At 68.0% G+C, this 12,791-nt stretch carries 9 protein-coding genes; 4 read left to right on the forward strand and 5 right to left on the reverse strand.

Features of this window, described 5'->3' with window-relative positions; all coding sequences use genetic code 11:
- The first annotated feature begins 247 nt into the window (after positions 1-247).
- Together OG811_RS10470 and OG811_RS10475 are read left to right on the forward strand one after the other, a co-directional pair.
- On the forward strand, positions 248-1,039 hold the full coding sequence (locus OG811_RS10470; protein WP_406073754.1) for a deoxyribonuclease IV: 792 nt from the start codon (positions 248-250) through the stop codon (positions 1,037-1,039).
- Positions 1,036-3,198 (forward strand): hypothetical protein, encoded by a 2,163-nt coding sequence (locus OG811_RS10475; RefSeq protein ID WP_406073756.1) that lies wholly within the window; start codon positions 1,036-1,038, stop codon positions 3,196-3,198. Before OG811_RS10470 ends, OG811_RS10475 begins: the two co-directional genes overlap by 4 nt.
- A gap of 128 nt (positions 3,199-3,326) precedes the next feature.
- Here OG811_RS10475 and OG811_RS10480 read toward each other — a convergent pair whose 3' ends face one another.
- The 5 genes from OG811_RS10480 to OG811_RS10500 all read right to left on the reverse strand — a co-directional run bounded on the left by OG811_RS10480 (position 3,327) and on the right by OG811_RS10500 (position 10,817).
- The gene (locus OG811_RS10480; RefSeq protein WP_406073758.1) at positions 3,327-4,835 is read right to left on the reverse strand and encodes a glycosyltransferase family 87 protein; all 1,509 of its coding nucleotides are present in this window, start codon (positions 4,833-4,835) and stop codon (positions 3,327-3,329) included.
- A 246-nt stretch (positions 4,836-5,081) separates the two neighbouring features.
- Positions 5,082-5,495 (reverse strand): peptidase inhibitor family I36 protein, encoded by a 414-nt coding sequence (locus tag OG811_RS10485; protein WP_406075637.1) that lies wholly within the window; start codon positions 5,493-5,495, stop codon positions 5,082-5,084.
- Positions 5,496-5,816: 321 nt separating this feature from the next.
- On the reverse strand, positions 5,817-6,926 hold the full coding sequence (locus OG811_RS10490; protein WP_406075639.1) for an IS630 family transposase: 1,110 nt from the start codon (positions 6,924-6,926) through the stop codon (positions 5,817-5,819).
- A gap of 400 nt (positions 6,927-7,326) precedes the next feature.
- Complete coding sequence (locus OG811_RS10495; RefSeq protein WP_406073760.1) at positions 7,327-10,170, reverse strand: transglycosylase domain-containing protein; 2,844 nt, start codon at positions 10,168-10,170, stop codon at positions 7,327-7,329.
- A gap of 197 nt (positions 10,171-10,367) precedes the next feature.
- Positions 10,368-10,817 carry a DUF5318 domain-containing protein gene (locus OG811_RS10500; protein WP_406073762.1) on the reverse strand — a complete coding sequence of 150 codons (450 nt, stop codon included), beginning with the start codon at positions 10,815-10,817 and terminating at the stop codon, positions 10,368-10,370.
- Positions 10,818-10,992: 175 nt separating this feature from the next.
- Here OG811_RS10500 and OG811_RS10505 point away from each other — a divergent pair, with 175 nt between their 5' ends.
- Positions 10,993-11,631: a PadR family transcriptional regulator gene (locus OG811_RS10505; protein WP_406073764.1), complete on the forward strand. Its 639-nt coding sequence runs from the start codon at positions 10,993-10,995 to the stop codon at positions 11,629-11,631.
- Positions 11,632-11,654: 23 nt separating this feature from the next.
- Complete coding sequence (locus OG811_RS10510) at positions 11,655-12,734, forward strand: inositol-3-phosphate synthase (protein WP_406073766.1); 1,080 nt, start codon at positions 11,655-11,657, stop codon at positions 12,732-12,734.
- The last annotated feature ends 57 nt before the right edge of the window (positions 12,735-12,791 follow it).

Genomic DNA, 12,791 nt, shown 5'->3' on the forward strand with positions numbered 1-12,791 from the left:
GAAAAGCACAAATTTCCGAGATTCTTCATCGGTGGATATCCGGTACGCGAAGGGCCTCCCCCGCCACGCCGGGCCGCGCGGCGGGGGTGACCTCGCTGTCGGCCGTCGACCACCGGTCGCCGTTCGTCGGCGGCACCGGGCGCTGGTCGCCGGTTCAAACCCATCAACGATCGTCGGTCCGTCCAGTGACGCGACACCGCCCCGGCCGTCGCCCCGGCCGTCAGGGTCGCGACGTAGGCTCGCTCGCATGCGTATCGGAGCCCACGTCGATTCGACCGACCCGCTGGCGGAGGCGGCCGCCCGGTCCGCCGACACCGTGCAGTTCTTCCTCGCCGACCCACAGGGCTGGAAGGCGCCCAAGCCTCGGGAAGACGCCGAGCGGCTGCGCGCGGCCGAGGTCGACCTCTACGTGCACGCGCCGTACGTCATCAACGTCGCCACCCTCAACAACCGCATCCGGATTCCCAGCCGAAAGCTGCTGCTCGGGCACACCAACGCGGCCGCTGAAATCGGCGCCAAGGGCGTGATCGTCCACGGTGGGCACGTCAACGCCGGGGACGACCTGGCCGTCGGCTTCGACAACTGGCGCAAGACCTTCGCGTACGCGGCTGACTCCGGCGGCTTCGGCGTGCCGGTCCTGATCGAGAACACCGCAGGCGGCGACAACGCGTGCGCCCGACGGCTGGACGCGCTCGCCCGACTCTGGGATGCCATCGGCGACTACGAGGTCGGCTTCTGCCTGGACACCTGCCACGCGTACGCGGGCGGCGAGGACCTACTCGGCGTCGTCGACCGGGTCAAGGCGATCACCGGAAGGATCGACCTGGTGCACGCCAACAACTCCAAGGGCGCGTTCAACTCCGGCCAGGACCGACACGACAACCTGGGCGGCGGGACGATCGACCCGGAGCTGGTGGTGGCGGTGATCCGGGCGGCCGGGGCACCGGTGGTCGTCGAGACACCGGGCGGCGTGACCGGCCAAGCCGCCGACATCGACTTTCTCCGCCAGCAGCTCGGGAAAAAGAGCCCGGCAGCATGACAACCGGACAGCCTGGGACCGGGAACGCCCGGCCCACCCCCGCCAGCGCGGACGCCGAGATCCGACCCGCCACCGCGTCGCCGACGGGCACCCCCGCCCAGCCGGCTCGCACCTCCGACGCCGTCTCGGACAGGGCCGTGTCGAGCGCGGAGACCGCCCCGGACAACCCGCATACGAGTGACGGTGGGACGACCGGAGCCGCCGCGAACAGCGGCAGCACCGACAAGGACAGCAGCACCAAGGTCGACGCCGCCAAGGACAGCGACCTGACCAGGGGTGGCGCCACGAAGGTCGACGCGGCCGAGGGCGGTGACCCGGGCAAGGGTGAAGAGGCGAGCCAGACCGACGGTCCGGTGAAGACCGACGGCGAGGCGAAGCCGGTCGGCCCGGAGCGTTGGGAGGCGTTCGCCTCCGCTCCGGAGCCGAGGCCCTCCATCTTCAGCCGGGCCGGTCGAGCCGTCGGCCGATTCCTGATCCACGAGTGGACCCTGGCCACCCTCGGCGCGCTGGCGCTGGCCGTGCTGATGACCTGGCCGACGCTGCGCTATCCGCGCTACACACTCCCGCAGGACTACTGGGACCCGAGCCTGCAAGCCTGGCAGATGGCCTGGTCCGGGCACATCCTGCTGGCCGATCCGGCGCATCTGTGGCAGTCCAACACGTTCTTCCCCGAGCTGTGGAGCTTCGCGTTCTCCGACACGCTCCTTGGGTACGCCCCGGCTGGGATGCTCGGCAGCGGCCCCGAGGACGCGTTGCTGCGCTACAACATCATTTTCGTGCTGGCGCACGCGCTCGCCACGCTCGGGGCGTACGCGCTGGCCCGACAGCTCGGGGCGGGCCGCATCGGCGCCGCCGTCGCTGGCGTCAGCTACACCTACGCACCATGGTTGCTGGCTCAGGCCGGGCACCTGCACGTGCTCTCCAACGGCGGGATTCCGCTGGCGCTGGCGATGTTGGCGCGCGGGCACGGCTGGTCACTGCGGCACGGTTACCGACCCGAGCGCCGGCACGACGGTTGGATCTACGCCGGTTGGTTGATGGCGGCCTGGCAGCTCAGCCTCGGTTTCGGCATCGGGCTGCCGTTCGCGTACTTCCTGGCCGGCGCCTTGCTGGTCGCCGTCGTCCTCTTCTTCGCGCGGCGGCTGCGCACCGGTCAGGCCGTGCCGTTCGGTCGCCGGTTGTTCATCGCCGACCTGCTCGGCGGGTTGTTCTTCGCCGGTGTGGGTCTGCTGATGGCGTTCCCGTTCTACAAGGTGACCGAACTGCACCCGTACGCCGAGCGCACCATCGGCGACATCAGTATCTTCTCGCCGCCCGCGTCGGGTTTCGTGACGGCGCCCGCCGAGTCGCGGATCTGGGGTGGGCTGCACGAGGGGGCCCGCGCGGCACTGCCGTGGCACCCGGAGATGACCCTGCTGCCGGGCTTCGTGCTCTACGCGCTCGCCGCGGGTGGGCTGTTCTTCTCGGTCTGGCGGTTGCGGCACCGACTGCTGCTGCTCGCCGGGGTGCTGGTGACGATGGCCTTCGCGATGGGCACCCGCTTCTTCGACGGCACCTTCACCTACGTGCCGCTCTTCGATCACCTGCCGGGCTGGAGTGCGCTGCGTACCCCTGGTCGGTTGATGCTCTGGACCACGTTGTTGCTCGGTCTGCTCGCGGCGGGCGCGGTCACCGCGCTCACCGACCGGGTCCGCGAGTTGACCGCGCAGCGGATCCCGTCGTGGCCGGGGCCGTGGCTGCGGATGGCCAGCCTGCTGCCGCTGCTGCTGGTCACGATCGAGGGCCTGAACACCACCCCGCATCCGGTGGTGCCGACCCAACCGGCGGCGATGCGTACGGCAGAGGGGCCTCTGCTGGTGCTGCCCAGCAACCAGAGCCTGGACCAGCACGTGATGCTCTGGTCGACCAGCGGGTTCCCCGACGTGGTCAACGGCGGTAGCGGCTTCACTCCGCGTCAGCTCGACGACGTCCGTCGGGTGAGCCAGTCGTTCCCCGACCAGACCAGCGTCGACTACCTGCGCACGCTCGGCGTCCGCACAGTGGTGTTGCTGCGCGGACAGGTGGCGGGCACACCCTGGGAGATCACCATCGACACGCCGGTGGAGTCGCTCGGCATCAGCCGGCAGGACGTCGGCGACGCCGTCGTGTATCGGCTCTGAGCCTGGCTGGTCTTTAGGGCGGGTTTTCGGGGGAGCCCACCCGGCTCCGGGCGGTCAGGCTTGATCCCTGCGCCGGGCGGGCTCCCCCGAAAACCCTGACGTGGTGCAGGCCGCGTTCGACCTAAGGGTCAGGTAGCTGCGACGGGCTCGGGTTGGGGTTCACTGCTCGTGTCCTTGCGGCGCCAGCGGTCCAGCCAGGGAGCATCTGGTGCGCCGTCGAGGACGCCACCGTCCGGGTCGTCCGGATAGGTCGCCCGCACCGCGTCCCGCTCGGGGTGCAGGATCTCCTTGACGACCAGGACGCAGAGCACCACCACGGTGGCCAGCCGCAACGTCGAGGCCAGCACGAACACCCCTTCCGGGAAGACCGGGCGGCTGGTCGCCGCGCCGAGCAGCTCGCCGTAGAAGGCGACGAAATAGCAGACCTCGGCGATCTGCCAGGCCAGGAAGGCACCCCACTTCGGCCGGGCCAGCACCACCAGCGGCAGCAGCCACAGCACGAACTGCTGCGACCAGACCTTGCTGAAGATGAGGAACGCCGCGACCACCAGGAAGGCGACCTGACCCAGCCGCGGTCGGCGCGGCGCCCGCAACGCCAGCACGGCCACACCGAGACAGGCCAACCCGAAGAGGGCGTACGAGATGGTGTTGAGGGTGGGAATGTTGGCGTTCAGCCACTCGAACGGGCCGAGCCGGGCGGGGTCGTTGCCCACCTTGCCGTCCAGGTAGCGCCCGATGTACCAGAGCGTGCCCCAGTCGATCGGCCGGGTGGTGTTCAGCTCGAAGAATCGGCCCCAGTTCTCCGGGTACGCCCGTGCGGCCGGCAGGTTCACCAGCACCACGGCGGCGATCGCCGTGCCGGTGGCGATGAGCGCGGCGCGGACCCGGTCGGCCCGTAGCGCCAGGACGAGGATCGGCCCGAGCAGGAACAGCGGCCAGAGCTTCGCCGCACCGGCGAGCCCGAGCAGCACGCCGGCCACCGCGGGTCGTTTGCGGGCCCAGGCCAGCAGGCCGAAGGCGGCCAGCCCGATGGCGAGCAGGTCCCAGTTGACGGTGGCGGTGAGCACCAGCGCCGGGGCGAGCGCGAACAACGCGGCGTCCCATGGTCGTCGGCGGCGCAGCGCGAGGATCACCGCCACGGTGGCCACCGCGAGCGCGCCCAGCACCAGCGCGTTGAGGTTGTAGAACCACTGGCCCTGGTTGATGCTCGGGTCGCCCTCACCGATGGCGTGCACCGGCAGGCCCAGCGCCCCCATGAAGTAGCCGGTCAGCACCGGGTATTCCACCGGGTGGTCGCGGTAGGGCACCTTGCCCTCGTTGAGCCCCTCGGCGTAATAGAGGGCGAGGACGTCGGTGTAGCAGAACCGGGTGTACTGGACGTTGTTCTGCCAGGCCCCGTCCTGGCAGGGCGACTTCTGCACCCAGTGCAGCGCGAGCGTGAGGCAGACCATCGCCAGCACGATCCGGACGGCAGTCCAGAAGCGACGCTCCCGGCCGACCGGCCGGTCCAGCGCGGTCGCGTGGTCGCCCAGCGGGCCGCCGATGACGCCGGAGACGCCGCGGACGAACCCGTCGGATCGGGACGGGTGATCGGTGGTTCCGGCGTCGTCGATGCCGGGCGTCGACTGGGTGCTCATGAAAAGGCATCCTGCCGTACGACGGGGGCTACATGGAACAAGGAGCGTTGCAGTCTGCCGTTTCGCTGCCGATCATGGGAGGCAAGGGTGCCCACTTCCCGGCGCCACTCACCCGATGTGAGGGTCGAGAGCCTCAGAATGAGCCCTCGACCCCCATCACCAAGATCGCACCGGGTGTTGCTTTATTTCATGGACTTTTCTAGGCAAAGAAGGCCGCCTTATGGGCGCTCTGGGCAAGCCACCGAGTCAGTTGCAGGAACCAGTTTGCCAACGGTGTGAGCGCATCCATCCCTCGCCGTTGTACTTCGATCCCCTAACAGCGCAATACCACTCGGAACCATAGTTGGCGTTAAGGTAGAGATGAACACCGGGGTAGCTAGTACTCGTGCCACGATTCCAAAAAGACTTCATGGATGTGGTCTTCGACCAAGAGCAGACGGTGGCACCAGCCCACCAGTCGTTGTCCGCGTCAGTCCAATTACACCTTGAACCGGTGCCGTTCGCACCTGACCAGGCGCAGAAATCTCCTACTGGACAGTCCCAGGCCGCTAACGTGGTCACGGTAGAAGGGCTAGCCGCACTAGCGGCACTTAGCGGCGCTCCGAGAATAATTGCAACCGTCAAGCCTAACGCAGCAAAAAACCGCCTTGCCATTCGCATGCTTCTCCTCCCCGCAGGAAAAATGGCTCCGCTCGAAGCGGCGCGCGCCACCCAAGCAAATGCCAGCTCCACAACCTCCGATAAGGTATGGCTTGCATCGAGGATATAGATGCTTGGCACTTACCGGAAGATTGACATCTGAACCCGACTGCTATATGGGGACCTGCGCAGGCAATCCACCTTCGCCACCCCAGTCACTACTTATCCTTGGGAAGGCCCCATTGTCACCCTTACCAGGCCTCAAGGCGCATGAGGACGGGCATCGCGATGTCCACACTGTTCCACCTAGTGCCGTGACCACGAACGTTCACGGTGTTGGTGTCAGGCTGCTCGGGTGGCGGGTTGGCCCCATCGTTGTTGGCGTTCGCTGCGGATGCGGGCGCGTTCGCGGCGTTGGGCAGTCAGGACGTCGGGGTGGCGGGCGTTGGCGTTGCGCCACCGCAGGTAGGCCTGCAACCGTCGGGTCAGCGCCGGGTGGTTCGAGCCGGCGATGACGAAGGTGCGCAGCGGCCCGAACTGGGCCTCGATCGGGTTGGCCCAGGAGGCGTAGGTCGGGGTGAAGCAGAGCTCGACCTTGTTCCGGGCCGCCCGCGTGCGGATCTTGCGGCCTTTGTGCGCGGACAGATTGTCCAGGATGACGTAGATCGGCGCCCCGTCCGGACGCGCGGCTCGGATCGACTTGAGCGCGGCCAGGGTGTTCGCGGCGCTCTTGCGCCGTCGGACCACGCCCCAGAGTTGGTCGTCACCCACTGAGTAGCAGCCGTGGACCTGCCGGACTCCGTGCAGCTTGTGGTAGTTCGCGGGCAGCCGGTGCGGATGCCCGACCGGCGCCCACCCGGCGCCAGCCTGCGGACGGATCACCAGGGGCCCGAACTCGTCGAACGCGAACACCCGTTGTGGGAAGTGGCTGCTCACGTACTCGATCCGGGCCAGCTTGGTGTCGCGCCGCGGGTCGGTGGACTCCTTCCACGTCTTGGTCCGTTGGAAGGTGATCCGGTGTCGGTGCAGGATCTGCCGCAGCCGTTCCCGCCCGATCCGGACCCGTCGAGTCGAGTGCAGGCGCAGGTGGTCGGCGAGCTTGCGGATGCTCCACCGGGTGAACGGTCGCCCCAGTTTCTCGGGGCGGGTGTTGGCCGTCTCGACGATGAACTGTTCCTCGTCGCTACTGATCTGGCGGGGACGGCCACCCGCCCACTGAGGGTCCAAGCAGGCCATCCCCATCTCGTTGAACCGGTGGATGACCTGCCGGATCGTGTCCTCATCGGCCTGAACCAGACGAGCGATCGCCGGCACCGTGTTCCCATCGGCAGACGCGAGCACGACCATCGCCCGCCTCAGCCGGATCGGGGAACCGGTTCCCCGGCGAGTGATTCTGAGCAGCTGCTGACCTTCCTGATCACTCAGCCGCCGCACACGTACAAGATCTGCCACCGCCACGCCGCCCGGCCGACAGGCCAGACGGCGTGTCATCCAACACCGTGAACGTTCGTGGTCACGGCACTAGCGATACTCCATCTCAGCGCCACGAGAATTGCCCCCATCGCCAACCGGGTGCTACCAGCGGAGCCGTCGGGGTTGCTTCGGGCTCCATCCGGGATCTGGGAGTGTTTGGGATATCCCCACGAGCAGCTCATCGGGTAGAGAGACAGGTTCGTCAGCGGGTCACAGACCGAGTGGCGCGCCCGGGCGGTGCACCGGCGGTTCAGCACGGATTGACCGCCAGAGCAAGATGAGTGTTCCCATGCCACCCAGGCCTATCGGGTACGGAAACGCCGCAGCCGGTCGGACAGATCGTCCGGCCGACTGCGGCGTCGTGATGCGATGCGGGTAGTCAGTCCCGGTTGGGCGGCAGGCCGGGCAACAGCCCGCCGCCGTTGCCGCCACCCCCGGGGCCACCTGGAGTGTTCGGATCGTTGCCGCCCGTGTTGCCGCCTCCGCCGCGCGGGCAGAACAGGTCGATCCGCGGGTCACAGGGCGGGTTGGGCTGATTCGGCTGATCCGGGAAGATCGGCGGCGGTGGTGCCTCCGTCTCCTTGCCGTTGCCCTTCGTGGCGTCGCCCTCGCCGGTGACGTTGGGCAGGGAGATCTCCTCCTGGCCCTTGAGTGCGGTGTTCATGTACTTCTCCCAGATCGGGCCGGGGAGCGTCGAACCGCCGATGGCCTTACCGCTGGTGAGGCGGATCTGCGGCTTCTTCGGGTCCCTGCTGCCCACCCACACAGCGGTGGCGTTCTGCGGGGTGTAGCCGACCGTCCAGGCGTGCGCGTTGTCCTTGTTGTCGTACTCCCAGGTGCCGGTCTTGGCGGCGGCCTGGCGCCCGTTTTCCAGCGAGAGGTTGTTGGGCCGGGGAATCTGCTTCAGGACACCGGTGACCTCGTCGGTGACCTTCTTGGGGATCCGCTGCTCCGGCTTGATGCGCTCACTGCCGACGACCTTCCACTTGCCGGTGTCCTTGTCCTGCTGCTCCACCTTGATGACGAAGTGGGCCTTGATGTATTTCCCGTCATTGGCGAACGTGGCCATGGCGTTCGCGTGGTCGAACACGGTGATCGGGTACTTGCCGAAACCGGTGTAGTTGTCGAACGGGTTCGGCTGCTTCTTCGACAGGTCGAAGGCTAGCGGCGGGTCGACGCCCCACATGGTGGTCACGCCGGCCTTCCTGGCCATGTCGACCACCTTCTCGGCGCCGAGCTCCTTGGTGACCCAGTAGAAGGGCACGTTGTACGACTGGACCGTCGACTCTTCGAGGGTGCACCACTTGCCGCACTTGAGGTTGGTGCGGCCGGCGTTGCCGATTGCGACCTTGGAGCCCTCGGGCTTGTACGGCGTGGGGTCCCAGTGCGACTTGACCGAGATGCCGGCCTCGATCGCGGCAGCCAACGTGTACACCTTCATCGACGAGCCCGGCTGGTGTCCACCGGTGAGGTCACCGTTCTTGTCGGTGTTCTTGCCGGCGTAGTCGAAGTCGGCGCCGCTGTCGCCGCCGTAGTAGGCGAGCACTCGACCCTTCGACGGGTCGATCGACACCACTGCCGCCATCAGGTTCTTCGGCTGGTCGTTGAGCTCCGAACCCTTCTTCGACTGCATCGCTGTGTTCTCGGCGGCGGTCTGCAGCTTCGGGTCGATGGTGGTGGTGATCCGGTAGCCACCGTCCCGCAGCGCGTCGACGCAACTGACCTTGCCCTCCGCGCCGCTGTCGGAGCACAGATTCATCTCGTCCATCTCTTGGCGGACGTAGTTGATGACGTTGCCCCGCGGGCTGTCGACACCAAACCCGTTGCCGCCCTTCTTCGGCGGCAACACCTTCGGGTACTCGATGGGCGCCGGAGGGTGGTTGGGGGAGTCCAGCCAGCCCTCCTTTTTCATGCCGTCGATCACGTAGTCCCACCGCGTTTTGGCATCGCTTAGGTTGACCGCCGGGTCGAACCCCTTGTGGGTATCGCTCGCCTGCGGCTGCTTGATCACTGCGGCCAGGACCGCGCCCTCGGCGGGGGTGAGCTTGATCGCCGGCTTACCGAAGTAGGTCTGCGCCGCCGCCTCGATGCCGTACGCGCCACGTCCGAAGTAGATGACGTTCAGGTAGTGCTGCATGATCGTCGGCTTGTCGTACTTGTCGTTCAGCTTGGAGGCGAGGATGGCCTCCTTCACCTTTCGGCCGTACGTGTCGTCCTTGAGGTTCTCGAACGCGTTGCGGGCGTACTGCTGGGTGATCGTCGATGCGCCCTGCTTGTCACCACTGGAGACGTTGTTCCACGCGGCCCGGACGATGCCCTTGTAGTCGACGCCCGAGTGCCGGTAGAAGTTCCGGTCCTCCGCCGCGGCGACCGCATCCTGCACGTGCTGCGGGATCTGCTGGATCGTGACGAAGGTGCGGTTCTCGCTGCCCAGCTTGGCGAGCTGCGTCTTGCCGTCTTTGGCGTACACCGTGGTGGACAGCGGCAGCGGCATCTCGTTGGGCATGACCACGTTGGTCGAGTAGTAGGTGAACCCGACCACGCCGACGCCGGCGAGCATGATGAAGACCGCGAACCCGGCGATCAGCAGGTTCATCCGCTTGCGCTTCTTCGCCCGCGCCGCAGCGCCCGAGCCACCCGGACCACGACCGCCCCGACCCGGACCGTTGGGCCCACCCGGGCCACCTGGTCCTCCCGGGCCACCTGGTCCTCCCGGGCCGCCAGCGACCGGTGCGACGCTCGCCCGGGCGACCGCCGCACGGCCACCCACCGACGCGGAACCGACGCTGGCCCGGCCCGCCGAGGCGGTGCCGACAGAAGCGGCACCGACCACGGCCCGACCTGCCGGTGCGCCCGGCGCCGGGGAGACGGGCACCGAGGCCCGGCCCGCGCCGGCACGGCCGGCGACACCCGGTGCCGGTGACACCGGCACCGAGGCCCGGCCCGGGGATGCCGAACCCACCGAAGCGGACCCGGCGGCCGCACCGCCACGCGGGGGCACCGAGGCCGAACCGCCGACCGTGGCCCGCCCACCGGCGGCCCGCGGTGTCACCGAGGCGCGACCCGGAGTTGCCGCGCCGCCTTCCGAGGCCGACCATCCGCTCTCGCGGGAGTCACCGCCAGGTCGGCGGTACGGTTCGTCCGCGCCCGGCCCGGGGTCGCCGTCCGTGCCCGAGAACTGGGCCCGTCCGCGCGCAGAACTGGGTTCGCCGTACGAGTTCATTCCTCACACCCTGCCGGTCGCGGTGAGGCGCGGCTGCGCCACCACCGGGTTGCCGTGAGTTGCTTCACCCGGGACACCGGCACGGGGGTGCCGTTTCACCGAGGTAATTGCCGTATTAATCGGGCCATTCGGACCATCGAGCGGTCGACCCTCCCAGGTTTCGTCTGCGGCCCCTGGGCCGGTCCTACCAACTGCGATCACCGTTGCGCCTCTCGCCTCCGCCGGCCGGCACCTTCGGCGACCGCCGCGTCCTGCTCACCCGTGCCGTCGATGTCACCGGTCAGACCATCCCGGCCGAGCAGGTACTGCTCGACGAGATGGTTCCAGTCACAGCCGAGGCACACCTCCACCACGAAGACCTGGAACTCACGCAGTGTCATCGCCAGCACTGGCAGCTCGGTCAGTGTCCGGGCCTGGCCGGCGGACTGCTTGAGTTCGTCACCGTAAATGTAGTGGACGAGGGTCAGGTTCTCGCTCCGACAGATCGGGCAGCGCCGGTCGGTCGGCTCGCCGTGGAACCGGGCGGCGTTCTTCAGGTACGGCGACGCGTCGCAGACGTCGTACGTGCCGACCCGACCGGCCAGGAGCTCACGCAGCACTGCTCGCTTCTGAAGCGAGTAGTCGACGACCTGGCGCTGCGTACGCATGCGAAGAAGGGTACGCGGTCCGGCCCGGGCAGGCGACCACGCTCACGATCCGTGACGACAGGATCTCGGAGTGGGGGTTTGCCCTGACCCGCGCGACCCGCTAGCGTGCGATGTATCGGTCCGATACATCGCGGCGGTTACCAACTCACGCCGGAGGGTAGAGAGAGGGTGGCCAGTGCTTGAGTTCGCCATCCTCGGCCTCCTGCAGGAGTCTCCGATGCACGGCTACGAGTTGCGCAAGGAGCTGGCCGCCAAACTCGGCGCGATCCGGGCGGCAATCAGCTACGGCTCGCTCTACCCGACCCTGCGCAGGCTGCAGGCGGCGGGATGGATCACCGAAGCTGCTGAGACACCCGCCACTGCCGAGGAGGTTCCCGCGCTGACCAGCCGACGAGGTCGGGTGGTCTACAAAATCACCGCGGACGGCAAGGAGCGCTTCGCCCAGCTGATCGCACAGGCAGGGCCTGAGACGTACGACGACGCGGGCTTCGGGGTGCACTTCGCATTCTTCGCCCGGACCGATCAGGCGACCCGACTGCGCATTCTGGAGGGTCGCCGCCGCAAGATCGAGGAGCGTCGCGAAGGGCTTCGTGACGTGCTGGGCCGGGCGGCCGAGCGCCTCGACGCTTACACGCTGGAACTGCAGCGCCACGGCCTTGACGCCTGTGAGCGCGAGGTCCGCTGGCTGGAGGAGCTCATCGCCAACGAGCGCTCCGGCCGAGCCCCGACGGTCCCGAACATCGGGACAGCCGGCGGCCGACGACAAGACAACAGCCCGCCTCCGCCTGGAGAGACCAGGAATGAGCGGCCGTGACAGAAAAGAAGGAGGCAGACGCTATGGGCTCCGTCCGCGTCGCCATCGTCGGTGTGGGTAACTGCGCCTCGTCCCTGGTTCAGGGCGTCGAGTACTACCGGAACGCCGACCCGAACGACCGCGTCCCGGGTCTCATGCACGTCACCTTCGGCGAGTACCACGTCTCTGACGTGCAGTTCGTCGCGGCGTTCGACGTGGACGCCAAGAAGGTGGGCATGGACCTCGCGGAGGCGATCGTCGCCAGCGAGAACAACACCATCAAGCTCTGCGACGTGCCGCCGACCGGTGTGTCCGTGCAGCGCGGCCCGACCTTCGATGGTCTGGGCCAGTTCTACCGCGAGATCGTTGAGGAGTCCGACGCCACGCCCGTCGACGTGGCGCAGGCGCTGCGCGACGCGCAGGTCGACGTCGTCGTCTCCTACCTGCCGGTCGGCTCCGAGCAGGCCGACAAGTTCTACGCCCAGGCCGCGATCGACGCCGGTTGCGCGTTCGTCAACGCCCTGCCGGTCTTCATCGCCTCCGACCCCGAGTGGGCCAAGAAGTTCGAGGACGCGGGCCTGCCGATCGTCGGCGACGACATCAAGAGCCAGGTCGGCGCCACCATCGTGCACCGCGCTCTCGCGAAGCTCTTCGAGGACCGCGGGGTCGAGCTGCTGCGCACGTACCAGCTCAACTTCGGCGGCAACATGGACTTCATGAACATGCTGGAGCGCAAGCGGCTCGTCTCGAAGAAGATCTCGAAGACCCAGTCGGTCACCTCGCAGATCCCGCACGAAATGAGCAAGAGCGACGTGCACATCGGCCCGTCGGACCACGTGCCGTGGCTGGACGACCGCAAGTGGGCGTACATCCGCCTGGAGGGCCGCTCGTTCGGTGACACCCCCCTCAACGCCGAGCTCAAGCTCGAGGTGTGGGACTCGCCGAACTCGGCCGGCGTCATCATCGACGCGGTCCGGGCCGCGAAGATCGCGCTGGACCGCAAGATCGGCGGCCCGATCCTGTCGGCCTCGTCGTACTTCATGAAGTCCCCGCCGGTGCAGTACGCCGACCACGACGCCCACCAGGCCGTCGAGGAGTTCATCGCCGGCGAGGTCGAGCGCTGACCCGCTGAGCACCAAGCACGGCCGAGGGCTGGGTCCGCATGGACCCGGCCCTCGCCG

The sequence above is a fragment of the Micromonospora sp. NBC_01638 genome (assembly GCF_045209745.1).
Taxonomy (GTDB): Bacteria; Actinomycetota; Actinomycetes; order Mycobacteriales; family Micromonosporaceae; genus Micromonospora.

Coding starts and splice junctions, on each gene's coding strand:
- OG811_RS10470 (WP_406073754.1), top strand. CDS start 248: ATGCGTATCGGAGCCCACGTCGATTCGACCGACCCGCTGGCGGAGGCG.
- OG811_RS10475 (WP_406073756.1), top strand. CDS start 1,036: ATGACAACCGGACAGCCTGGGACCGGGAACGCCCGGCCCACCCCCGCC.
- OG811_RS10480 (WP_406073758.1), bottom strand. CDS start 4,835: ATGAGCACCCAGTCGACGCCCGGCATCGACGACGCCGGAACCACCGAT.
- OG811_RS10485 (WP_406075637.1), bottom strand. CDS start 5,495: ATGCGAATGGCAAGGCGGTTTTTTGCTGCGTTAGGCTTGACGGTTGCA.
- OG811_RS10495 (WP_406073760.1), bottom strand. CDS start 10,170: ATGAACTCGTACGGCGAACCCAGTTCTGCGCGCGGACGGGCCCAGTTC.
- OG811_RS10500 (WP_406073762.1), bottom strand. CDS start 10,817: ATGCGTACGCAGCGCCAGGTCGTCGACTACTCGCTTCAGAAGCGAGCA.
- OG811_RS10510 (WP_406073766.1), top strand. CDS start 11,655: ATGGGCTCCGTCCGCGTCGCCATCGTCGGTGTGGGTAACTGCGCCTCG.